The organism is Amycolatopsis iheyensis (assembly GCF_024703995.1).
Taxonomy (GTDB): Bacteria; Actinomycetota; Actinomycetes; order Mycobacteriales; family Pseudonocardiaceae; genus Amycolatopsis; species Amycolatopsis iheyensis.
Genome location: NZ_JAMXQV010000017.1, coordinates 90,089 through 112,289, shown reverse-complemented (window position 1 = coordinate 112,289; position 22,201 = coordinate 90,089). Strand labels below are relative to the sequence as shown.

The 22,201-nt window shown below is 70.6% G+C and carries 20 protein-coding genes; 5 read left to right on the top strand and 15 right to left on the bottom strand.

Annotated elements, in window-relative coordinates:
- Positions 1 to 37 precede the first annotated feature (37 nt).
- Positions 38 to 1,252 carry an alpha/beta fold hydrolase gene (locus M8542_RS29735; protein WP_257923573.1) on the bottom strand — a complete coding sequence of 405 codons (1,215 nt, stop codon included), beginning with the start codon at positions 1,250 to 1,252 and terminating at the stop codon, positions 38 to 40.
- An 88-nt stretch (positions 1,253 to 1,340) separates the two neighbouring features.
- Between M8542_RS29735 and M8542_RS29730 the strand changes: the two genes are divergently transcribed.
- Entirely contained in the window at positions 1,341 to 1,985 is a 645-nt protein-coding gene (locus M8542_RS29730) for a TetR/AcrR family transcriptional regulator (RefSeq protein WP_257923572.1), read from the top strand.
- A gap of 4 nt (positions 1,986 to 1,989) precedes the next feature.
- Here the strand turns inward: M8542_RS29730 and M8542_RS29725 are convergent, their stop codons facing one another.
- The 4 genes from M8542_RS29725 to M8542_RS29710 form a co-directional block, all read right to left on the bottom strand.
- Positions 1,990 to 3,189, bottom strand: a complete 1,200-nt coding sequence (locus M8542_RS29725) for a GGDEF domain-containing protein (protein WP_372508637.1) — start codon at positions 3,187 to 3,189, stop codon at positions 1,990 to 1,992.
- Between the two features lie 284 nt (positions 3,190 to 3,473).
- Positions 3,474 to 4,733 (bottom strand): MFS transporter, encoded by a 1,260-nt coding sequence (locus M8542_RS29720; RefSeq protein ID WP_257923571.1) that lies wholly within the window; start codon positions 4,731 to 4,733, stop codon positions 3,474 to 3,476.
- 314 nt (positions 4,734 to 5,047) lie between these two features.
- Complete coding sequence (locus M8542_RS29715; protein WP_257923570.1) at positions 5,048 to 6,193, bottom strand: LLM class flavin-dependent oxidoreductase; 1,146 nt, start codon at positions 6,191 to 6,193, stop codon at positions 5,048 to 5,050.
- Between the two features lie 81 nt (positions 6,194 to 6,274).
- Complete coding sequence (locus tag M8542_RS29710) at positions 6,275 to 6,565, bottom strand: transporter substrate-binding domain-containing protein (protein WP_257923569.1); 291 nt, start codon at positions 6,563 to 6,565, stop codon at positions 6,275 to 6,277.
- 186 nt (positions 6,566 to 6,751) lie between these two features.
- Between M8542_RS29710 and M8542_RS29705 the strand changes: the two genes are divergently transcribed.
- Positions 6,752 to 8,626, top strand: coding sequence for an FAD/NAD(P)-binding protein (locus M8542_RS29705; RefSeq protein WP_257923568.1), 1,875 nt, complete (start codon positions 6,752 to 6,754; stop codon positions 8,624 to 8,626).
- Here the strand turns inward: M8542_RS29705 and M8542_RS29700 are convergent.
- The 8 genes from M8542_RS29700 to M8542_RS29665 all read right to left on the bottom strand — a co-directional run bounded on the left by M8542_RS29700 (position 8,610) and on the right by M8542_RS29665 (position 17,207).
- Positions 8,610 to 9,716, bottom strand: a complete 1,107-nt coding sequence (locus tag M8542_RS29700; RefSeq protein WP_257923567.1) for a glycosyltransferase — start codon at positions 9,714 to 9,716, stop codon at positions 8,610 to 8,612. The two genes, M8542_RS29705 and M8542_RS29700, sit on opposite strands and share 17 nt — an antisense overlap.
- A gap of 17 nt (positions 9,717 to 9,733) precedes the next feature.
- Entirely contained in the window at positions 9,734 to 10,627 is an 894-nt protein-coding gene (locus M8542_RS29695) for a glycoside hydrolase family 18 protein (protein ID WP_257923566.1), read from the bottom strand.
- Between the two features lie 68 nt (positions 10,628 to 10,695).
- Positions 10,696 to 12,243 carry a dipeptide ABC transporter ATP-binding protein gene (locus M8542_RS29690; RefSeq protein ID WP_257923565.1) on the bottom strand — a complete coding sequence of 516 codons (1,548 nt, stop codon included), beginning with the start codon at positions 12,241 to 12,243 and terminating at the stop codon, positions 10,696 to 10,698.
- A complete protein-coding gene (locus tag M8542_RS29685; RefSeq protein ID WP_257923564.1) occupies positions 12,240 to 13,034 on the bottom strand; it encodes an ABC transporter permease in 795 nt (264 codons plus the stop codon). The genes M8542_RS29690 and M8542_RS29685 overlap by 4 nt, the downstream gene beginning before the upstream one ends.
- Positions 13,035 to 13,062: 28 nt before the next feature.
- The gene (locus M8542_RS29680) at positions 13,063 to 14,016 is read right to left on the bottom strand and encodes an ABC transporter permease (protein WP_257923713.1); all 954 of its coding nucleotides are present in this window, start codon (positions 14,014 to 14,016) and stop codon (positions 13,063 to 13,065) included.
- The gene (locus M8542_RS29675; protein WP_257923563.1) at positions 14,013 to 15,620 is read right to left on the bottom strand and encodes an ABC transporter substrate-binding protein; all 1,608 of its coding nucleotides are present in this window, start codon (positions 15,618 to 15,620) and stop codon (positions 14,013 to 14,015) included. Before M8542_RS29675 ends, M8542_RS29680 begins: the two co-directional genes overlap by 4 nt.
- A 127-nt stretch (positions 15,621 to 15,747) precedes the next feature.
- Positions 15,748 to 16,386, bottom strand: coding sequence for an HNH endonuclease family protein (locus tag M8542_RS29670; protein ID WP_257923562.1), 639 nt, complete (start codon positions 16,384 to 16,386; stop codon positions 15,748 to 15,750).
- Between the two features lie 140 nt (positions 16,387 to 16,526).
- Complete coding sequence (locus M8542_RS29665) at positions 16,527 to 17,207, bottom strand: hypothetical protein (protein WP_276587262.1); 681 nt, start codon at positions 17,205 to 17,207, stop codon at positions 16,527 to 16,529.
- A 78-nt stretch (positions 17,208 to 17,285) separates the two neighbouring features.
- On the opposite strand from M8542_RS29665, the gene M8542_RS29660 reads away from it, so the two are divergent.
- Positions 17,286 to 18,572 carry an adenylosuccinate synthase gene (locus M8542_RS29660; protein ID WP_257923561.1) on the top strand — a complete coding sequence of 429 codons (1,287 nt, stop codon included), beginning with the start codon at positions 17,286 to 17,288 and terminating at the stop codon, positions 18,570 to 18,572.
- Between the two features lie 11 nt (positions 18,573 to 18,583).
- On the opposite strand, the gene M8542_RS29655 is transcribed toward M8542_RS29660, so the two are convergent.
- Entirely contained in the window at positions 18,584 to 19,081 is a 498-nt protein-coding gene (locus tag M8542_RS29655; RefSeq protein ID WP_257923560.1) for an OsmC family protein, read from the bottom strand.
- Positions 19,082 to 19,265: 184 nt separating this feature from the next.
- On the opposite strand from M8542_RS29655, the gene M8542_RS29650 reads away from it, so the two are divergent.
- Positions 19,266 to 19,487 (top strand): hypothetical protein, encoded by a 222-nt coding sequence (locus M8542_RS29650; RefSeq protein WP_257923558.1) that lies wholly within the window; start codon positions 19,266 to 19,268, stop codon positions 19,485 to 19,487.
- A gap of 53 nt (positions 19,488 to 19,540) precedes the next feature.
- Positions 19,541 to 20,446 carry a TIGR03564 family F420-dependent LLM class oxidoreductase gene (locus M8542_RS29645; protein WP_257923557.1) on the top strand — a complete coding sequence of 302 codons (906 nt, stop codon included), beginning with the start codon at positions 19,541 to 19,543 and terminating at the stop codon, positions 20,444 to 20,446.
- On the opposite strand, the gene M8542_RS29640 is transcribed toward M8542_RS29645, so the two are convergent.
- Positions 20,427 to 22,061, bottom strand: coding sequence for a Na+/H+ antiporter (locus M8542_RS29640; RefSeq protein WP_257923556.1), 1,635 nt, complete (start codon positions 22,059 to 22,061; stop codon positions 20,427 to 20,429). The two genes, M8542_RS29645 and M8542_RS29640, sit on opposite strands and share 20 nt — an antisense overlap.
- Positions 22,062 to 22,201 lie beyond the last annotated feature (140 nt).

Here is a 22,201-nt window from a genome sequence, read left to right as displayed (position 1 = left end):
TAACCGCCCTAAACACTCACGAGAGCCGCGGCAGACCTCAGAAGAGGCCGCAGTTGCCGAAGGCCGGGAGACCCGCGAAGCGCGCCTCCAGCCAGGCGAACGCCTCCGGGTACGCCCGCACCGCGCCGAGCACGTGCGTCGGCACCAGCGACGTGCTGAACTGCACCTTCACGCCCTTGCCGCACCACGTCCGGCCCAGGTCGCGGTCCTGCGCGTAGGGCACGATGTCGTCGAGTGCGCTGTGGACGATCAGCACCGGCGCCGACGGCTTCAGCGACCCGATCTTCTGCTCGGCCACCCGCGACCGGTACGGCTCTTCACCGAGGTAGGCGACGAGCGAGCGGCCGTCGTTGGTCAGCGTCGACGACTGCGTGAACGCGTGCGCGACGATGGCTTCCACCGTGCACTCGGTGCGCACCTGCTCGAACAGCTGCTTGCCGCGGGCGTTGAGCAGCGCCGGGATGTTCAGCTCCGGGTACGCGTAGTTCATGCTGACCAGCGCGAACCCCAGGAAGCCGACCGCGTAGTGGCCGTCGAGGTTCTTCGCGACCGAAGCGAGGTCCGCCGGCACCGCGCCCGCGTACGCGCCCTTCAGCTTCAGCTCGGGCGCGTAGCTCGGCTGCAGCTCCGCCGCCGCGGCCGACGCGCCGCCGCCCTGGGAGTAGCCCGCGATCGCGACCGGGCCGTCGTCCGGCAGGCCTGCTTCCGGCAGCCGCTGCGCCGCGCGGATCGCGTCGAGCACCGCGTGCCCTTCCGCCGCGCGGTTGACGTACGTGTGGTCGCCCGGTGTGCCGAGCCCCTCGTAGTCGGTCACGACGACGCCGTAGCCCCGCGCCAGCAGCCCGGCGATGAACGGCCCTTCGTACTCGAAGCCGGCGGCAAGCGCTTTCGACGGCGCGCAGTCGTCGCCCTCGCCCTGCGTGCCGACGGCGTAGGAGACGATCGGACGCGCTCCCGAGCCGGACCAAGCCGACCGCGGGGTCAGCACCGTGCCGGTGACGGCGATCGGCGAGCCGTGCGTGTCGGTGCTGCGGTACATGATCCGCTGGACCCCGGCGTCGGCCTTGATCAGCTTGACCGGGTCGATGTAGAACGTCGACGTCTCGTGCCGGATGACGTCGCCGTCGCTCCCGGCCGGCAGGGGTGACGGGGGATCGTAGAAGGACGCGGCGGAGGCGCCGGGTGTCGCCAGGACCAGGACGGAAACCGTGGCGACCGCCGCGGAGAGGGCGCGGCGAGAGAAGATACGCATGCTTGCTCCTCGTTGAGCAGGACTAGTGCGCGGGGAACACCTTTTCAGACAGAGGTGTCGGAAAAAGAATCACGTGAGGTGGGCCACCATGTCAAGCCCGGCGCCGCGCGGACGGCCGCGCAAGCTCCCGGTCGGGGAGCAACGCGCCCGCGTGCTGACCGCGACGGCGAAGGTCGTCGCGCAGCACGGGATGCAGGGCGCGACGATCGAGCAGATCGCCCGCGAAGCCGGCGTCTCGCGCCAGGCCGTCTACGAGCAGTTCGGCGACCGCGCGACGCTGTTCGCCGAGGTCGTGGCCGAAACCGAGGAGCGGGCGTTCGAAGCCATCGCGGGCCCGTCGGTGACCGACCCGCAGCCCGGGCTGCGGGCCTGGGCGCGGGACAACTACGCCAACATGGTCACCTTCGTCGCGGACTCCCCCGAGGCCTACGGCGTGCTCCGCGCGGCCGAGCGCGCGGGCGACCCCGCCCTCACCCGGTTGAGGGAGCGGCTGGCCGTCGTCTACGCCGACGCGAGCCGCAAGCGGTGGGCCGCGCACGGCATCGACTCGGGCCGCGCCGACCGCGCGCTCGTCACGTTGTTCTTCGCGATGACCGAGTCACTGGTCCAGGCCACCTGGGACGGCGCGCCGCCCGACCAGGAGGCCCTGATCGACCTGCTCACCGAATTCACCGTCGGCGGCGTCGCCCGCCTGCAGACGAAGGCGAGCGACGTGATCGACCGGCTCAGGTAGGGCGCTAAGCCGCGGCCATCAGCGCCGGGGACCCGACCACCCGGTTGCGGCCGCCGTGCTTGGCCGCGTAGACGGCGGCGTCGGCCGAGGACATCACTTCCTCGATCGACGACCCGTCGAGCGGGTAGGCGGCGACGCCGATGGACGCCGTCTGGCGTTCGATGTCGACGGCGGCGCCTTCGTTGGTCGTGGTGCTGATGATCAGCTCGCTGACCCGCTGCCGGATCCGCTCCGCCGTGACGATGGCGTCCTCTTTGGACGTCGCGGGCAGCAGCGCGACGAACTCCTCGCCGCCGAACCGGCCGACCAGGTCGTGGGCCCGGGTCTCCTGCTTGACCACGGCGGCGACCGCCTTGAGCACGTCGTCCCCCGCGAGGTGCCCGTAGGTGTCGTTGATCCGCTTGAAGTGGTCGAGGTCGATCATCATGGCGCCGAAGCTGCCCTGTTCGCGCTGCGCGCGCGAAATCTCGCGCTGGGCGCCGTCCTGCCAGGTGACGGCGTTGAGCAGCTGCGTCTTCTGGTCGGTGGTGGCCAGCTCCTCGAGCCGCTTGATCAGCACGGACCGCTGCAGGATGTAGAGCGGCAGGATGACCAGGACGGACAGGTACGGCTCGTCGGCCAGCATCATCGTCAGCAGCCCGCCGACCGACAGCAGCGCGAGCTCCAGCAGGTTGTCGTCCATGGTGCCCAGGCAGGACGCGAGGGTGGCCTTGGCCGGGTCCGCGCAGTACAGGCCGAGGCCGGTGAGCGCGGTGTTGACCGCGAAGAACACGAGCGCCGCCGCGCCGACGGTCGCCACCGTGTGGCCGGTCCCCACCGGTCCCACGAGGTTCGCCGCCAGTCCGGAAAGGATCGCCGTCGTCATGTTGGCGGCGACGCGGTGCGGCTGTCCCGGCCGGGTGCCGGACCAGCTGCGGAAGGCGAGGTAGACGTAGAGCACCAGGCCCAGCGCGGCGACGAGCTGCGGCGGCAGGAGCAGGCTCGCCGGCACCAGCCACACCGACGTGGTGCTGATGTGCGGGCCCTTGCTCAGGCTGCGGCGCTGGCGCTCGATCCGGCGGCTGATCTCCGTCTGCGCCACGGCGAGCCCGGTGATCAGCGCGAACATCCCCAGCGCGCCGCTCGTCACCGGAACCACCACGACCGTGGCAGCGGTCCAGACCACCATCACGGACATCGCCGCGAGCGTGACCGCGATCCACATGCGTGGCCGCGTCCACAGAGCCCAGTTACGGATCAGAGAAACCGAGCCTTGTCCAGTCTGTTCCCCCGATGTAATCATCTTTCCCCCATTGGCTTGCGCAACTATGCCGTGACAAACTACTCACGCACAGTTTCAGCCCGTTTGCCGCCTGTCCACAAGGGGCGAAGGTGTGTACCTTTTCTCTGACGCCGGATGAAGGGTGACCAGCGATGCGCACGAAGGAACAGTGACCGACTAGCCGCACCGCCAAGGTCGCGCAGGTCAGGCCCACGCGCTGGGGCATGTCATGCATGTTCCGCGCGTGTGGCTTCTTCGTCGACCCATCGTCCGGGGTTCCCGCCCAGGCTCCGCTGCCAGACCAGAGCCAGTGGCAGCGTGATTACGATTCCGACAAGACCGAAGATGCCGACGGTGCTCTGTGGGCTGACGTGGTCCGCCAGCAGCCCGCCGATCAACGGGCTGATGCCGAGCATCGTCGTCAGACCGGTGTTGGACAGCCCCATCGTCTGAGCGCGGGTCTCGTCGGGCACCGCCAGCGTGAGCGACGCCGTCGCCTGCAGCAGCGCGATCGTGCCGAACCCGCCGGAGACGACGAACAGCCCGATCGACACCCACGGCCCGGGCTGCAGCAGGCACAGCAGCAGCGGGATCGCGCAGAGCAGCGACATCAGCCCGATCAGCCGCGGCCGGACCTTCGCCGGCACCCAGCGGGTGTAGATGAACGTGCCGATCACGCTGCCGACCGGGTCGGCGGCCAGCAGCAGGCCGATCGCGGCCGAGCCGCCACCCGCCGAAGCGACGTACGGCGCCGCGATGCCCTCGTACACCGGGAGCAGGCCCATCAGCCAGGTGAACAGCACGAGCGAGCACAGCGCCGAGTCGCGGAAGGCCACGGCACCGCCGGTGCTGATCATCGCGAGGAACTTCTTGCGCTTCTCGCCGGTCGCCGCGGCGGGCCGGGCGTGCAGGCCGAGCCGGACGACGAGCGCCGAGAGCAGGAACGTCGCCGCGTCGATGGCCAGCGCGATGCGTGGTTCGACGGCCAGCAGCAGTGCGCCGCCGCCGGCGAAGCCGAGCAGCTGGGCCGACTGCACGGTCATGCTGCGGATGCCCATGCCGACGACGAACCGGTCGCCCTCGAGCACCTGCGGCAGCAGGGCCAGCTGGGACGCCTTGAACGGCGGGTTCAGCAGCGAGACGCCGCCGACGAACACGCACACGAGCCAGAAGGGCAGGCCGGGCAGCACGACGAGGCCGATGAGCACGGCGCGGGCGACGTCGACGGCGACCATCACCGAGCGGCGCGGGAAGCGGTCGGCGAGGCCGGTCAGGAAGATGCCGCCGACCAGCGACGGGGCGAACGTCAGCGCGTAGGTGAGGCCGGTGAGCGTGGCCGAGCCGGTACCGGTGAACACGAGCACGGACAGCGCGACTCTCGCGAGCTGGTCGCCGGCCATCGACAGCAGCTCCGCGAACCAGAGCGCGCGGAACTCGGCGATCCCGAACACCTCGCGGAACGTGACCCGGTCCGGCGGTGCGGCCATGCGTTTCTCCCGACCTCTTGTGCAGACCGCGGCGCGCCTGACCAGCGGTGGCGCACGAATCAGCCGGTCATGGGGCAGTCACGGTACGTGAGTTACTCCAGCTAGTGTCCCGTGACTGTTGGTGAATCTCTAGGTTCTTTTGCCGGTATCGAAGGTGTCACGGAGCTCCCCGAACGTGTCAGACGATAGCCCGCAGTGTCCGACCGGTCGCCCAGGAGTCACCAATGGATCATTCCGTACCCCTTGGCCCAGGACCAGAGGCAAAAGTAGCCACCTCGCGGCCGCGAGGTGGCTACCGGGGGAACGACGCTGGATCAGCCGTCGACGGCGAGGGCGTCCTCCGCGGGTGTCCGCGGGTGCGAAGCGGCTCGTGCGGCGTCTCGCTTGGCCACCTCTTCCCGGACGATCGGGATCACGTGCCGGCCGAAGTCGATCGTGTCGCCGAGCATGTCGTAGCCGCGCGCCGACAGGATTTCCACGCCGAGGTCGTAGTAGTCCAGCAGGGCCTGCGCGACCGTCTCCGGCGTCCCGACCAGCGCGTTCGAGTTGCCCGCGCCGCCGGTCGCGGCGGCCGTCGGGGTCCACAGCGCGCGGTCGAACCGCTCGCCCTGGGCCGCCAGCGCCAGCAGCCGCTGCGAGCCGGTGTTCTCCGGCTCGGTCAGCTTGTGGCGGCGGGTCAGCGGCCGGCCGCCCTTCGTGCGGTCCTTGATCGCGCCCACCGTCGCGTAGGCCTTTTCCCAGGCCAGCTCCTCCGTCGGCGCGATGATCGGCCGGAACGCCACCTGGATCCGGGGCACGTCCGCGCGGCCGGCGGCCAGCGCCGCCGCCTTCACCGACTCGATCTGCTCGGCGGTCTGGGCCAGCGGCTCACCCCAGAGGCAGTAGATGTCGGCCTCGGCGCCACCCGCGGCGTACGCGGCCGGCGACGAGCCACCGAAGGAGACGCCGGGGCGCGGCTGCTGCACGGGCTTGATGTCGCTGACGTAGTCCGCGAAGCGGTAGTACTCGCCTTCGAAGCCGAACGGCTCGTCCGACGTCCAGGCTTTCTTGATGATCCGGATGGCTTCGCGGGTGCGTGCGTAGCGCTGGTCCTTCGTCAGGTAGTCGCCTTCGCGCTGCTGCTCGTGGTCGTTGCCGCCGGTGATGAAGTGCACCGTCAGGCGGCCGTCGGAGATCTGGTCCAGCGAGGCGAACGTCTTGGCCGCGAACGTCGGGTACGAGACGTTCGGGCGGTGCGCGAGCAGGATCTGCAGCTTGTCGAGCTTCGTGGCGACGTACGCGGCCGCCTGCGCGGGATCGGGCGAGCCGGAGCCGTAGGCGAACAGCACCCGGTCCCAGCCGAAGTCCTCGTGCGCGCGGGCCAGGCGCAGCGTGTACTCCTTGTCGAACACCCCGCCGGAGCGCGCGTGCGTCTCCGACCCGTCGTGCGTGCCTCCGATGCCCAGGAATTCGACCGGCATTTCGTCCCCTTCGCTCGCGTCGGTACCGCCAGAGCTACGCCTGACGCGAGGTGCACGGCAACGAGGTCCGCAGGGTGGAACTCAGGCCCGGTGTCGCTCGATCACCTCGATCGACGCGCGGACCTGCTCGAAGGTGGGCGGGGCCGCCCGGTTGAACACAACGGTCAGGGACCGGCGCGGGACGACCACGAACTCGACGTCGACCCCGGCCGCCTCCGCGGCGGCCTGGACGACGTCCCGCCAGTGCTTCGGGTCGATCCCCTCCGGATCGGCCCACTCGTGCGCGAAGATCGCCCAGTTGCCCCTGAGCAGGGTGCCGACCACGTCCTGCGCGGTGTGGACGCGGTTCGGCGGACTGATCTCACCAGTCACGTCTTCGCAGCCGCGGCAACGCTGTGAAGCCCGCGGCGCCTCGGTGGACTTCGGACAAATCCGCTCCTCTCGCCGTCGTGCCCCGGGGATTCGGCGCCGCACACCGAACTGCTTGGTCCCTATTCCCGGGGTTCCGAACAGTGGGAAGGACGTCCGGCGGCGGAACCCCCGCGTAGCTTCGGCTTCATGGCCGACGCGCCGTTCACCCTCGCCGTCGTGGGCGCCGGACCCCGGGGGGTCGGCGTCCTCGAACGGCTCGGCGCGAACGCGGACCTGCCGGCCGGACGGCGGCTCGAGGTGCACCTGATCGACCCGTTCCCGCCGGGGCCCGGCCGGGTGTGGCGCTACGACCAGTCGCCGCTGCTGCGGATGAACTCCATGCCCGAAGACGTCACGATGTTCACCGACGAGTCGGTGCAGATGGCCGGCCCGGTGCGCCGGGGACCGACGCTGCTGGAGTGGGCGCGCAAGGTGCGTGACGGCGCGCTCGCCGCCGAGGTGCCGCCCGACGTCGTCGCCGAGCTGACCGCGCTCGACAGCTTCGACTTCCCGACCCGCCGGCTGCAGAGCGCCTACCTGACCTGGGTCTACCGCGAGGTCCTCGGCGACCTGCCCGAGGGCATCGACGTCGTCGAGCACGCGGCGCGGGCGGTCGGCGTCGACGACCGGGCCGTCCGCCTGTCCGACGGGACGTCGCTGGCCGCGGACGCCGTCGTGTTCACCGTCGGGCACCTCGACGCCGAACCGGACGACCGCGAGCGGGAGCTCGTCACGTTCGCCGCGCGGCACGGGCTCGCCTACTACCCGGCCGGCTACACCGCCGACGTCGACTACTCCGGCATCGCGCCGGGCGAAACCGTGCTGGTGCGCGGGTTCGGGCTGGCGTTCGTCGACCTGATGCTGCTGCTGACCGAGGGCCGCGGCGGCCGGTTCGAGGACCTCCCGGCCGGCGGCCTGCGCTACCACCCGAGCGGCGCCGAGCCGGTGCTGCACGTCGGCTCGCGGCGCGGCGTGCCCTACCACGCGAAGATCGGCTACCGGCTGCGCGGGAACCCGGTGCGGCTGCCCAGGTTCTTCGACGCCTACGCGATGGACGCGCTGGCCGGACCCGCCCTCGACTTCCGCGCCGACGTCTGGCCGCTGATCGCGAAGGAGCTGGCCTGGGGCTACTACAGCGAGCTGTTCACCGGGCATCCGGACCGCGTGCGCATGGACTTCGTCGTGTTCGCCGACGCCTTCGCCGACCTGCCCTGGGACTCGCCGGGCCTGCGGGACCTCGTCGCGAGGGCCGTGCCGGCCGAGGCCGACCGGCTCGACCTGGACCGCCTCGACCGGCCGTTGTCCGGGCGCGAGTTCGGCACGGCGGAGGAGTTCGGCAAGCACCTGCGCGAGTACGTCGAAGCCGACCTCGCGCGGCGCGCGGACCAGGAGTTCAGCGCCGACCTCGGCGCGTTCACGGCGTTGCTGTCGGTGTACGCCCAGCTGCCGGTGCTGGTCCAAAAAGGACGGCTGGCCGCGTCGTCTCAGGTGTCCGATATGGACGGTTGGTTCCACGGGTTCTTCTCCTACTACGCCAGCGGGCCGCCGCCGCGCCGGCTCGAGGAGCTGCTGGCCCTGCACGAAGCCGGCGTGGTTTCGTTCGCCGGCGCGGACATGACGGTGACGGCGGAGGACGGCGTCTTCGTGGCGTCCAGCACGAGCTACCCCGGGACGGTCCCGGCGCGGACGCTGGTCGAAGCGCGGCTGCCGGGCCCGAGCGTGACCCGCGCGGCCGACGGCCTGCTCCGGCAGCTGCGTGACGCGGGTGAGCTGGCCGAGGAGACCGTGGCGGACCCGGTGACCGGCGCGTTGCTGCCGTCGGGGCGGATCCACACGCGCGTGTCGGACTCCCGATTGCTGGACGGCGCCGGTCGCCCGCACCCGCACCGCTTCGCGGTCGGCCCGCACACGAGCGCCCGCTCGGCGGCGGCCTTCACCCGGCCCCGCACGAACGCGATGTCCTTCCGCCAGAACGACGCCGTCGCCCGCGAGATCCTGGCGCTGGTCAGCCCGCCCAGCTGACGATCTCGGCGAGCACCTGTTCGGGCGACGGCATCTTCGCGATCTCGGCCGCGACGCCCTGGGCGAGCTCGCGGGGTTTCGGGTCGGTGCGCAGCTCCCGGGCGGCACTTTCGATGGCCGGGATCCGGATCGCGTCGCCCACCAGGGACTTCGCCGCGCCGAACGCTTCCAGGGTCGCCGCGTTCGCGAACTGGTCGGCGCCCTGCGGCAGGACCAGCTGCGGCAGCCCGGCCGCCAGCGAGGCGAGGACGGTGCCGGTGCCGCCGTGGTGCACGACCAGGCCCGCGTGCTTCAGCACCTCGGCCTGCGGCACGAACCCCGTGGCGCGCACCCGCGCCGGCAGGTCCCCGAGCGCCGCCGGGTCGCCGGGGCCGAGGGCCACCAGCACGTCGACGTCGAGGTTCGACAACGCGCGGATCGCCCCGCGCAGGACGTCCGTCGCGCCGAAGACCACCGTGCCGAGCGTGAGGTAGACGAAGCCGTCTTCCGGCAGGGGCGGCAGCGGGACGTCGGGGTCGTACGGCGTCGGGCGCATCCGGAACACCTTCGGGACGGCCGCGGTGCCCGGGTCGCGGAGGCGGTCCGGCCAGACGTCGACGCAGGCGTCGCCGAGCAGCGCGTCGGCAGGCAGCTCGCCCCAGAGCGGCCGCAGCCGTTCGGCGGCGACGGCCAGGACCCCGGGCGACATGGACCGCCCGATCACGACGGAGACGGCCGGGATGCCCGCCCGGCGCGCCGCGATCCCGGCGCCGACGTCGCTCATCTCGTAGACCACCAGGTCCGGACGCAGGTCCGGGAGCAGCGGCGTCAGGTCGGCGAGCACGGCCTTCGGCAGCAGCTCGGCGAACATCGTGATGCCGACGTCGAGGAAGCCGGCGTCCTCGCCGTGCCGTTCCTTGGCTTCGGCCTCCGCCTCACCGATGCCGATCCCGGCTCGGTGGACCGCGAAACCGAGGTCGCGCACCTTCCCGGCGAACGCCTCACCGGTGCCGAAGACGACTTCGTGCCCCGCCGCTTTCGCCGCGTTCGCCAGCGGCAGCAGGGGAAAGAGGTGACCGTACGCGGGGCGGCACGTGAACAGGATCCGCACCACCCCGAGCGTACTCGTCAGCCCTTCACGACCGGAGCGATTTGCTGCGCCCACTGCTGCGGCGCCGACGTCCCGCCGGGCAGGGAGTTGAAGTACTCCCAGCCGTCGATGCCGCCGAAGTCCGCGTACTTGCTCTTGAGGCCGCGCACGGTCGACTGAAGGGTCGACATGGCGACGTAGCCACTGCAGTTGGCGGGGTTGGTGACGGTCCCGGCGACGACCTTGCTCGCGGGCACGATCCCGCGGCGGATGATGTTGTCGTAGCCGGAGGTGCTGTTCAGGGAGCCCCAGCCGCAGTAGAACTGCGCGTTGAACCAGGAGATCTGGCTGCCACGGTCGCGGTAGAGCGTGTCGTAGTTCAGGCCGGAGAGCCCGCCACCGCCGCTGAGTTCGGTGGCGACCGGGGCGAGGGTGACGAGGAACGAACTGCCGAAGTCGGCCCGGAGCGCGTCGATCAGCTTGTTGAGGGCGGCGTTCGACATGTGCTCTTCGACGTCGAGGTCGATGCCGGAGAGCGAGTAGGTGCGGATGAGGTTCCGCAGCAGCGGGTAGTAGGTGTCGAACTGGGTTTCGAGCCGCTGGAAGCTGCCCGCGGCGGCCCCGCCGACGAAGGCGAGCACGTGCACGCCCTGGCTGCGCAGGGTGGCGAGGTCCTGCCACATCCGCGTGAACTTGGCGGCGTTCGGCGGATCGTCGTTGAGGTGGACAACGCTGCCGGCATCGAGGTGGATGGCTCCGACGATGACGTCCGTGGCCCCGGCGTCGCGCAGCGGGAGCGGCGAGACGTAGGTGGAGCCGTTGTAGATGGTCTGGTAGTAGAGGACAACCCTCCGCCCGGCGGCGGCCGAGGCCGGCACCGCACCCGAAATCATCAGCACCAAGGCCACGAAGGCCACGCCGATCCTCCGCATGGTCCAGACCATACGTCGCTGTGGGTGGTTGGGGAAACACTCACCGTGGATCCTGTCCGGTTTCTGTCTCAGCCCACCTCCTGCACCGAACGCCCGGGAATCGCCGCCAGCAGCTCCTTCGTGTACTCCGCCCGCGGCTCCTCCAGCACCTGCGCCACCGGACCCAGCTCCTCCAGCTTGCCCGAGCGCATGACGCCCACCTGGTCCGCCAGCTGCCGCACCACCGCCAAGTCGTGGGAAATGAACAGGTACGACAACCCGAGTTCGGCTTGCAAATCCGCCAGCAACGCCAGGATCTGCGCCTGCACCGAAACGTCCAGCGCCGACACCGGCTCGTCGCACACCACCAGGTCCGGCCGCAACGCCAACGCCCGCGCGATCGCCACCCGCTGGCGCTGACCGCCCGACAGCTCCGCCGGCTTGCGGCGCGCCACCGAAGCAGGCAGCGCCACCTGGTCCAGCAGCGCCGGGACCCGGTCGCGCGGCAACCCGAACGCCCGCAGCGGCTCCGCCACCACGTCCTCGATCGAGAACTTCGGGTTCAGCGACGCGTACGGGTTCTGGTACACGATCTGCATCCGCCGCCGCAGCCGGCGCAGCTCGGCGCCACCCAGCGAGGTGATGTCCTGGCCGTCGAACGTCACCGAGCCGGCGGACGGCGTTTCCAGCCGCAGCAGGAGACGCGCCGTCGTCGACTTACCCGAGCCCGATTCGCCCACCAGGGCCAGGGTCTGGCCGCGGGGGATGTCGAACGAGACGCCGTCGACCGCGCGGATGCCGTCGAACGATTTCGCGAGGTCGCGCACCGACACCAGTGGCTCGGCCGGAGGCGCGGGCGGCCGCAGCGTGCTCGACAGGCTCGGTGCCGCCGCGATCAGCTGCCGCGTGTACGGGTGCGTCGGCGCGCTGACCACCGACGTCCCCTCCTCGACGACCGAACCCTTCGACAGCACCACCAGCCGCGACGCGCGATCCGCCGCGACGCCGAGGTCGTGCGTGATCAGCAGGATCGCCGTCCCCGACTCGCGGGCGAGTGACGTCAGGTGGTCGAGGATCCGGCGTTGGACCGTGACGTCCAGCGCCGACGTCGGCTCGTCCGCGATGATCAGCTTGGGCCGGCCGGCCAGCGCCGACGCGATCAGCACCCGCTGCCGCAGCCCACCCGACAGCTGGTGCGGGTACTGCCGGGCCCGCAGCTCGGGCTGGGGAACACCCGCGCGCTCCAGCAGCTCGATCGCCTCCGAAGCAGCGGTGCGCCGGTCCGCGAGCCCGTGGATCTTCAGCACCTCCGCGACCTGGTCACCGATCCGGTGCACGGGGTTCAGCGACACCGCCGGGTCCTGCGGGACCAGCGCGATCTCGCGCCCGCGCACGCCGCGCCACCGCTTGTCGGAGAGGGACAGCAGGTCCCGGCCGTCGAAGGTGATCGAGCCGCCGTCGACGCGCCCGCCGCGCGGCAGCAAGCCGATCGCCGCGTGCGCTGTGGTCGACTTGCCCGAGCCCGATTCGCCGACGACGGCGACCACCTCGCCCGCGTCGACGTCGAAGCCGACGTCACGCACGGCCGGAATCCCCTGGTAGGAAACGGCCAGGCCCGAAATCCGCAGCAGGGTCATCGGTCTCCTCCGTCCAGCGCGCGGGACAGCCGGTTCGCGGCGAGCACCACCGCCGCGACCGTCAGGCCCGGGAACGTCGTCATCCACCACGCGGTGGCCAGGAAGCTGCGGCCGCCCGCGACGAGTGAGCCCCACTCCGGCGTCGGCGGCGTCGCGCCGAAGCCGAGGAAGCTCAGCGCCGACACCTCGAGCACGGCCGTGCCGAGCGTCAACGTCGCCAGCGCGAGCACCGGGCCCGCCGCGTTCGGCAGGACGTGCCGTAGCAGCACGCCTGACCAGCGCACCCCGGAAGCCCGCGCGGCCTCGACGAACACGCCGTTTCGCACGCGAAGCACCTCCGCGCGCATGACTCGCGCGAAGGACGCCAGGTTCGCGATGCCGACGGCGATCGCGACGTTCGTCGTGCCGAAGCCCAGAGCCGTGACCAGCGCCAGCGACAGCAGGATCGGCGGGATGGCCAGGAAGACGTCGACGACCCGCATGATCGCGGTGTCCGCCCAGCCGCCGCGGAACCCGGCGAGCAGGCCGAGCGCCGAGCCCGCGACCAGCGCCACGAGCACGGCGATCGCGGTCGCCCGCAGCGACAGCGACGCGCCGTGGATCACCCGCGCGTAGACGTCCCGGCCGGTCTCGTCGGTGCCGAACAAGTGGTGCGGCGACGGCCCCTGCAGCCGTTCGACCGGGACGCCGGTGATCGGGTCGTACCCGGTCAGCAGCCCCGGCACGAAGGCCGCGAGCGGCACGAACACCAGCACCACCCCCGCCAGCACCAACCCGGGCGGAGCTTTCACGTGAAAGCTCCGCTTGTCCACAGCGAGGTCAAGCACGGGCCACCTCCGGTGTCCGGGCGATGCGCGGGTCGAGTAGGGGGTAGAGGAGGTCGACGACCAGGTTCAGCACCACGAACACCAGCGCGGCCAGCACGATCACCGCCTGCACCACCGGGACGTCCTGCGCGGTGACGGCGGCCGCGGTGATCCGGCCGACGCCGTCGCGCGAGAACACTGTCTCGGTGATCACCGAACCCGCGACGAGGTTGCCCGCCACCACGCCGGCGACAGTCAGCGTCGGCACCGCCGCGTTGCGCAACAGGTGTCCGAAGTGGACACGCCAGCGGCTCGCGCCCTTCGCCGCCGCGATCTCCGCGTACGGCTCCTCCTGCTGCGTCGCGAGGCTCTTCGCCAGCACCTGGCCGATGATCGCGCCGGTCGGCAGCGCGAGGGTGATCGCGGGCAGGATGATCGTCGCGAAGCCCTGCGTGCCCAGCGCCGGCAGCAGCCGCAGCCGGAACGAGAAGAACTGGATCAGCAGCAGCCCGACCCAGAACGGCGGCAGCGAGATCGCCAGCGACGGCAACGACAGCAGCGCCTGTCGCAGCCAGCGGAACCGGGTGAACGTGCCGAGGAACGCCGACCCGCCGCCGAACAGCACCGCGAACACCAGTGCCAGGCCGGTCACCGCGAGCGTCGGCGGCAACGCCGTGACGACCATGTGCGACGCGTCGTCGCCGGTCGAGACGCTGCGGCCGAAGTCGCCGTGCAGTGCCGAGACCAGGCGTTTCAGGTACTGGACCGGCAGTGGCGAGTCGAGGCCGTACTCCGCGCGGGCGGCGGCGAGCTGCTCGGGCGTCGCCGACGACCCGGCCTCCCCGCTGGCGAGCTTCGCCGAAACGGCGTCGCCCGGGAGCAGGTAGAGAATCAGGAACGACAGCGTGAACGCCGCCCACAACACGAACACCGCCTGCCCGACGCGGCGGAGCAGGTAGCGCCTCACGACAGCCACGCGTCGAAGAGCTGCAGCCGCGACGACGCCTCGAAGTCGACGGCGTGCGCCTGTGAGCTCAGCGCGACGACCTGGGTCAGCTCGAACACCGGGATGGCGTAGGCGTGCTCGAGGATCAGCTTCTGCACCTCGTCGGCCGACGGCTTGCGCTTGTCCTTGTCCACAGTGGACGACTGGGCGTCGAGCGCGACGTCGAGCGGGTTGCCCGGGGTGAGCTTGCTGCGGTTGCCGGCCTTGGTGGAGAACTGGCCGCGCAGGATGTCCGGGTCGGCGCGCGTGACGTTGTACCAGAGGAAGTCGTAGTTGCCGGACAGCTGGATCTGCGTGGTCTCGGCCGTCGTGTGCTGCTCGATCCGGAGGTCGAAGCCGATCTTGCGCAGCTGCTGCTGGACCAGCTCCAGCACGCTGCGGTTCTGGTTGAAGACCGGCGAGAACACGACTGACGCGCTCAGCGGCTGCCCGTTCTTGACGCGGATCCCGTCCGGGCCGGGCACCCAGCCGTCGGCGTCGAGCAGCGCGGCCGCGCCCTTCTGGTCGTACGCGAGCTGCTGCGAGAGGTCGTCGTAAAGCGGGGTCGCCGAGCCGAGGATGCTGGTGGCGGGCTTGTAGGACGCCGTCAGCACGGTGTTCACGACCTCGGTGCGGTCGACGCCCTTGAGCACGGCCTGGCGCACCTTCTCGTCGGTCAGCACGCCGCGGGTGGTGTTGGCGTGCAGGTTGAACACGACGCCGGGGTTGGGCCGGATGTTCTCGCTGAAGCCGTTGCCGGTGAACTGCGGCTCGTCGACCGGCTGGATGTCGGTAGCCGCGTCGAGCTGGCCGGAGGCCAGGCTGCCGGTGCGGACACCGGGCTCGGGCACGATCTTGTAGTCGATCTTGTCGAGGTAGGCCTCGCCCTGGTGCTTGAACAGCGATGAGCCCCAGTTGTAGCCCTTGCGCTTGGCCAGCACGATTTCCTGGTTCTGCTTCAGGCTTTCGAAGACGAACGGCCCGGAGCCGATCAGGCCGTTGCCCTGGCAGCGCTGCTCAGGCGTCTTCTTGAACGCGGCGGGCGCGAGGACACCGAGCGACATCGTCGAGCTGGCCTGCAGGAACTGCGCGCTGGGCGCGGAGAACTCGATCCGGACCGTGTGCGGATCGACTACGGTCGACGTCTTGTACGCGGCGAGGTAGCCGTAGCCGAGCTGGGCTTTCGTGCCGAGCGCCTTGATGCCGTCGAAGCTGGTCTTGACCGCGGCGGCGTCGACCGGGCTGCCGTCGGAGAATGTCGCGCCGGCCCGCAGGTGGAAGGTGAACGCCGTCGAATCGGCGCTGACGTCCCACTTTTCGGCCAGCCACGGCTTGATCTCACCGGACTTCGGGTCCTGGTCGGTGAGGGAGTCGACGAGCTGGCGCGCGACGTTGATGGACGCGTTCGTCGCGGTCTGCTGCGGGTCGACGCAGTCGGGCGCCGACGAGATGCCGAGGCGCAGCGTGCCGCCGGGTTTCGGCGGACCGGATGCGGCTTGTTCGGTGCCGGCGGCGGAGCACGCGGTCAGCAGGACGGGCAGGGCGAGCAGGGCCGCGGCGTTGCGGGCGCGGAAGAAGGGGGACACCGGACGGCCTCCAGCGGGGAGCGGTTGCGTCTTCGATGAGCGACGCTAACCACGCGCTGAAGGCCGTCCCACAGAGCGAACCGCGGTCCCAAAGCCTGGCACCGCAAGGATTCGCCCTTGACACCGATCAGCAGCGGCCGAGCATGTCCGTCAACGCGGTCTTCTCGGCGGAGTTGATCGTCAGCTTGAACTTGGCCTTCACCGCGACCCACATCTTCGCGTAGGTGCACCAGTAGCTGGTGAGCGGCGGCTTCCACTGGTCGGGCGACTTGTCGCCCTTCTCCTGGTTGACGTTGTCCGTCACGGCGATCAGCTGCGGGTCGGTGAGGTCGTTCGCGTACGCCTGGCGCTGCGCGGTCGTCCACCCCGACGCGCCGGTGCGCCACGCGTCCGCGAGCGGCACGACGTGGTCGATGTCCACATCGGACGTCGCGGTCCAGGTTTCGCCGTCGTACGGGCTGAACCAGCTGCCGGAGGTCGCCGCGCAGTCGGACCCGGTCTGCACGTTCGTGCCGTCGCGCTTGAGGACCAGCTCGCGCGTGTTGCAGCTGTTGCCCTGGTCGATCCAGTGCGGGAACTTGTCCCGGCTGTAGCCGGTCTGGGAACCGTCGGCCTTGACGGTTAGGGACGCGAGGTCGGACTTCGCCGTCGCGGTCGACGGGATGCCCGGCGGAGTGGCCTCGGCGACGCTGACCAGCGTTCCGGAGAGCACGGCGGTGGCCGCAAGGACGGTCAAGGATTGACGAACAGAACGCCTGGTTGGCATTTTGCTGCCTCCGTGTCAGGTGTGGGGACAGCTAACCCTGATACACGGGAGTGGCGAGTGCAACACGTATAGGTGACATGTTGCTGCCCGTTGGTGAACGATGCGTGACCCGTGGCTCACCCCGACGTGAAAACCGCAGGTCAGACCGCGCCACGCACCAGCCGCAGATCTTCGGTGTGCCGGTACCAGGTCCACTTGTTCACCGCGCGGTCGTGCACGACGTCGTCGCTGACCGGCCGCGTCGGGATGCAGCCGATCTGGAACGCGCGCGCGTAAAGCGTCGACGGGCGCTTGAAGATCGTGCCCTTCACGACGCGGATCGCGAGACCGGGGCCGTCCGGGTCCGGCGTCACCTCGACCGACGCGGCGGGCCCGCGCAACGCGACCTGCTCGTCGGCGTACGCGACGCCCCGGACCAGCCGCAGCAGCCCGCGGCCGACGAGCACGCCGCCGACGTCGTCGCGGATCAGCGGCACCGGGTCGACCTCACCGCGCAGCGCCAGCGCGAGGGCCTGCAACGGCGTCTTCGGCAGGCCCCAGAGCGCGGCGACCGAGGAGTCCGGCGCCGACGGCACGAACCCGACCGACACGCCCGGGAGCGCGTCCTTGCGGAGCAGTCGCAGCACCACCGCGGCGAGGTCCGCGTCCGTGCCTGACACGACCAGGTGATCGTGTTCGCCCAGCAAGGGGTCGATTTCCGCCTTGCCGGGCCGGCTGGGGACGCGGACGGATTCGACGTCGTCGACTTCTTCGAAGCCGGCCGCGTCATCGCCACAGGCCACCACTATTCCGCGCACCCGCAGGTCCTCCGTTACAGTCATGCACCGGCATTTCCACAGCGCCACCGGTGTCCGTCCGGGACACTAAACCTCACGTCCTCGAACACCTTGGAGTGTCACATGCCGGCCATCGTGCTCATCGGTGCCCAATGGGGAGACGAAGGCAAGGGCAAAGCCACCGACCTGATGGGTGACCGCGTCCAGTGGGTCGTCCGCTACCAGGGTGGCAACAACGCCGGTCACACGGTCGTCCTGCCGAACGGCGAGAACTTCGCCCTCCACCTCATCCCGTCGGGCATCCTGACGCCGGGCGTGACGAACGTCATCGGCAACGGCGTGGTGGTCGACCCGGGTGTGCTGCTCGACGAGCTCTCCGGCCTCGAAGCGCGGGACGTGGACACGTCCAAGCTGCTGATTTCGGCCGACGCGCACTTGATCATGCCGTACCACGTGGCGATCGACAAAGTCACCGAGCGCTACCTCGGCAGCCGCAAGATCGGCACCACCGGCCGCGGCATCGGCCCGTGCTACCAGGACAAGATCGCCCGCGTCGGCGTCCGCGTGCAGGACCTGCTCGACGAGAAGATCTTCCGCCAGAAGGTCGAAGCCGCGCTGGAGTTCAAGAACCAGGTGCTGGTGAAGGTCTACAACCGCAAGGCGCTCGACGCGAACGAGGTCGCCGACGAGGTGCTGAGCGCCGGCGAGAAGTTCGCGCACCGCATCGCCGACACGCGCCTGCAGCTCAACCAGGCCCTCGAGCGCGGCGAAACCGTGCTGCTGGAGGGTTCCCAGGGCACGCTGCTCGACGTCGACCACGGCACCTACCCGTTCGTGACGTCGTCGAACCCGACGTCCGGCGGCGCCAGCGCGGGTTCGGGCATCGGCCCGGGCCGGATCACCACGGTGCTCGGCATCCTCAAGGCGTACACCACCCGCGTCGGCTCGGGCCCGTTCCCGACCGAGCTGCACGACGAGTCCGGCGAGTACCTGCGCAAGCAGGGCGGCGAGTTCGGCGTCACGACGGGCCGTTCGCGGCGCACCGGCTGGTTCGACGCGGTGATCGCGCGCTACGCGGTGCGCGTCAACGGCATCACCGACTACTTCCTCACCAAGCTGGACGTGCTATCCGGGCTCGAAAAGGTCCCGGTGTGCGTGGGCTACGAGGTCGACGGCTTCCGCACGCCGGACATGCCGATGACCCAGACCGACGTGCACCACGCGATCCCGATCTACGAAGAGCACCCGGGCTGGTTCGAGGACATCTCGGGCTGCCGCACGTTCGAGGAGCTCCCGGCGAACGCGCGCGCGTACGTCGAGCGCCTGGAAGAGCTGTCGGGCGCCCGGATTTCGGCGATCGGCGTGGGCCCGGGCCGCGACCAGACGATCGTGCGGCACACGTTTGTCTAAGGCGCTGTTGTCTAGGTCAGCTTGGTGCTGACCGGCGTCTCGTTGCGGAACAGGTCGAGCACCGGGCAGTGCTCGTCGACCTCGCGCTTGAGGTCTTCGTAGCGCTCCCGGCTCGCCGGCCCTTCGAGTTCGACGGAGATCCGCACGTCCCCGAAGCCGGGGCGGGTGTTGAAGGAGAAGCCGAAGAAGCCGTGCAGGTCGAGGTCGCCGTCGACGGTGACCTTGACCGAGTCGAGCGGGATGCCGCGCTTCGCCGCCCAGAACTGGTAGGTGACGACCTGGCAGGAACCGAGGGCGGCGAGCGCGTACTCGACGGGGTTCGCGGCCTGGTCGGTCCCGCCGAGCGCGGGCGGCTCGTCCACGGTGAAGCTGTGGTCCCGGACCTGGACGTGGACCTCGGTCTTGGTGCCGGGCTTGAGGGTGTTGGCCACACTGAAGGAGACGGCGGCGTTGTGCGGGTCGGCGTCGACGGCCTTGCGGGTGCCTTCGATGACGTCGGTCAGCGACATGGGCTCTCCTCGGTGATCGGTATTTCGCCACAGGGTGGGCGAAACTCGCGGGGTGTGCTCGGGTTCTCAGTTCCTGGGAGCGGCGATGCACTCGACCGGGCGACACGGGAGCGGTAACACCGGCGGTAACAGCGCGATAACGAGAGGGACGGACACCGCAGCCACACCGCAGGAGATTTCTTTCGTGGAGACGCACAGCCGAGGCCCGATCGACGTGACCGGGGTCGCCGGGTTCCGCACCGCCACCGCCGATCCGGAGGACTTGCGGCGCGCGGTGGCCGCTTCGCCGGGCTTCGCGCACGTGGATCAGCAGGCGGCGGTGCTCGAGTTGGTTCTGCAGGCGGGGACTACTCAGCCGCGCGGGCGGCTTCGCTCCCTGAAAAGGCTTCTGGGCCGCCGACGTTGATCTCAAGTCCTGGGACGCCGGAAATCGGTGGCGGCGCTCGTTAACTTGGGTTCATGACCATCGGAGTCACGCTGCCCTCGGGCGACACCGAGTCCTCGCCGAACCTCGTCGACGAGCTGATCGCCCAGACCCGCCAAGCCGCCGACGCCGGCCTGAAGTCCGTCTGGTTCTCGCAGCTCCCGCTCAGCCAGGACGCCATCGCGGTCGCCGCGCTGGCCGGGCGGGAAGTGCCCGGGATCGAGGTCGGGACCTCCGTCGTGCCGACCTACCCGCGGCACCCGCTGCTCGTCGCGAGTGCCGCGCAGACCGCGCAAGCCGCCACCCACGGGAACTTCACCCTCGGCATCGGGCTCGGCTCGAAGGGCTTCCTCGGTCCCGTCTACGGCGTCGAGTACCCACCACCGATCCGGCATCTGCGCGAGTACCTGACCGTCCTGAAGCGGGTGTTCGCCGGGGAAGCCGTCGACTTCGAGGGCGAGACCGTGACCGCGAAGTCCCTCGGACCGTCCACAGTGGCCGGCGGGAACGACATCCCGGTCATCGTCGCCGCGATGGGGCCGCAGGCGCTGAAGGTCACCGCCGAGCTGGCCGACGGCACCTTGCCCTTCCTCGCCGGGCCGAGAGCGCTTTCCGAGCTGATCGTCCCGGCGCTGGCCGGCAAGCGGATCCTCGCCGCCGTCCCCGCCATCGTCACCGACGACCCCGACGCCGTGCGTGCGAAAGCCGTCGAGCAGATGTCCTTCTACGGCCAGATCCCCTCCTACCGGCGGATCCTCGACGCGGAAGGCGTCGGCCACGCCGCCGACCTCGCGATCATCGGCGACGAGAAGACCGTCCTCGCCGGGCTCCAGCGCTACTACGACGCCGGCGCCACGGACGTCCTCGTCTCGCAGACCGGCATCCGCTCCGCCGAAGAACGCCGGCGGACCTGGGAGGTCATCAGCTCATTCGGTTCGTGAGGGTCGCCGTCACCGACATCTCCTCGAGGTCCAGTTCGCGCAGCACCTTCTGCAGGACGTCGTCGTCGAGGCGGCCCGCGCGGTTCTCGTCGATCATCGCCTTGCGCTGGATGACCAGCAGCTCCTTGCGGGCCTTCGCGAACTGGGCCTGCGGTGTGCCGGGGCGGTCCTCGCCCGACAGCTTGATCGTCGCTTCGGCGAACCGGTAACGCGTGTCGACCAGCCGTTCCAGCCGCTCCTTGAGCCGCTGGACCTTCTCGGGCGGCAAGTCCAGCGACGCCAGCCGCTCGCGGCTGATCTCGCGCAGCCGTTCGTGCGCCGCCTTCTTCGCGACCTCGCGCGCGGCGAGCTCCTCGGCTTCGTCGCGCGACGCCTCCGACGGGTCCTGCACCTTCAGCACCCGGATCAGCGGCGGCAGCGTCAGCCCCTGGATCAGCACGGTCCCGATCGCGACGGTGAACGCGAACAGCTGGATCTCCTCGCGTCCCGGCGTGCCGGCGGGGACACCGGCCGCCGCGGCCAGCGTGACGACGCCACGCATGCCCGTCCACGACAGCACCGCCAACGAGCGCCACGCCGGGGCCGCGCGCCCGCGGCCGAACAGGCGCATCGCCCGCGGCAGGTACGCGAAGACGGCCACCGCGGGGATCCGCACCAGCATCGTCACCAGCAGCACGACGACCGCGACCAGTGCGAGCGTCCCGTTGTCGCGGGCCGCGTGCTGGGCGCCGTCGAGCACGAACGGCAGCTGCAGGCCCATCAGCGCGAACACCAGCGCCTCCAGCAGGACGTCGATGGACGCCCACACCGATCTGTCCTGCATCCGCGTCGCGGGGGACGCGTACAGCGAGCGCGCCCCCAGGTACAACCCCGCGGCGACGACCGCCAGCACGCCCGACCCGCTGAACTCCTCGCCGAACGGGTGCAGGTGTTCCGCGGTGACGTACGCGGCGAACGGCACGATGATCCCGAACGCCGACTCCATCAGCGGGTCGTCGAGCTGCCGCCGGATCAGCACCACGGCCGCGCCGATCGCCAGCCCGACGCCGATGCCGAGCACGGTCGCCACGCCGAACACCGCGAACCCGTGCCCGGCCGAACCGGCGGTGCCCGCGACCGCGGCCAGCGCGACCTTGTACAGCGTCAGCGCGGCGGCGTCGTTGACCAGGCTTTCCCCGGTCAGCACGGTCATCAGCCGCCGCGGCAGGCCGAGCTTGCGCCCGATCGCCACCGCCGTCACCGCGTCCGGCGGCGCCACCACCGCGCCGAGGACCAGCGCAGACGCGAACGGCACGTCCGGCAGCAGCAGGTGCACGACGAACGCCACGACCACCGCGGTCACCGCCACCAGCGCCACGCCGAGCGCGACGATCGGGCGCAGGCTGTTCTTGAAGTGCGTCAGCGAGCTTTCCAGCGACGTCGAATAGAGCAACGGCGGCAGCACGACCGTCAGCACCAGCTCGGGCTCCAGCTCGAACCGCGGCACCCCGGGGATCAGCGCGACCCCGAGCGCGACGACCACGACCAGCAGCGGCGCGGACAGGTTGTAGCGCCGGGCGAGCGCGGTGAGCGCCAGCGAGCCCGCCAGCACCCCCATCAGCGTCAGGATCTCCACCCGCGTGATCCTCGCGCAGGTGAGAAGCCCGCGCTCGGCTTCCGGTGAATGGAAGTGACCTGGATTACGTCGTACCCCCTGTGCATACTTGTTCGCGATACGCACACCTGTGCGGATCACGTGCACTGACGCGCATCCGG

Coding starts and splice junctions, on each gene's coding strand:
- M8542_RS29715 (WP_257923570.1), bottom strand. CDS start 6,193: ATGCCGGTCGAATTCCTGGGCATCGGAGGCACGCACGACGGGTCGGAG.
- M8542_RS29645 (WP_257923557.1), top strand. CDS start 19,541: ATGACCATCGGAGTCACGCTGCCCTCGGGCGACACCGAGTCCTCGCCG.
- M8542_RS29705 (WP_257923568.1), top strand. CDS start 6,752: ATGGCCGACGCGCCGTTCACCCTCGCCGTCGTGGGCGCCGGACCCCGG.
- M8542_RS29735 (WP_257923573.1), bottom strand. CDS start 1,252: ATGCGTATCTTCTCTCGCCGCGCCCTCTCCGCGGCGGTCGCCACGGTT.
- M8542_RS29725 (WP_372508637.1), bottom strand. CDS start 3,189: ATGTGGATCGCGGTCACGCTCGCGGCGATGTCCGTGATGGTGGTCTGG.
- M8542_RS29655 (WP_257923560.1), bottom strand. CDS start 19,081: ATGTCGCTGACCGACGTCATCGAAGGCACCCGCAAGGCCGTCGACGCC.
- M8542_RS29695 (WP_257923566.1), bottom strand. CDS start 10,627: ATGCGGAGGATCGGCGTGGCCTTCGTGGCCTTGGTGCTGATGATTTCG.
- M8542_RS29730 (WP_257923572.1), top strand. CDS start 1,341: ATGTCAAGCCCGGCGCCGCGCGGACGGCCGCGCAAGCTCCCGGTCGGG.
- M8542_RS29660 (WP_257923561.1), top strand. CDS start 17,286: ATGCCGGCCATCGTGCTCATCGGTGCCCAATGGGGAGACGAAGGCAAG.
- M8542_RS29670 (WP_257923562.1), bottom strand. CDS start 16,386: ATGCCAACCAGGCGTTCTGTTCGTCAATCCTTGACCGTCCTTGCGGCC.
- M8542_RS29690 (WP_257923565.1), bottom strand. CDS start 12,243: ATGACCCTGCTGCGGATTTCGGGCCTGGCCGTTTCCTACCAGGGGATT.
- M8542_RS29720 (WP_257923571.1), bottom strand. CDS start 4,733: ATGGCCGCACCGCCGGACCGGGTCACGTTCCGCGAGGTGTTCGGGATC.
- M8542_RS29665 (WP_276587262.1), bottom strand. CDS start 17,207: ATGACTGTAACGGAGGACCTGCGGGTGCGCGGAATAGTGGTGGCCTGT.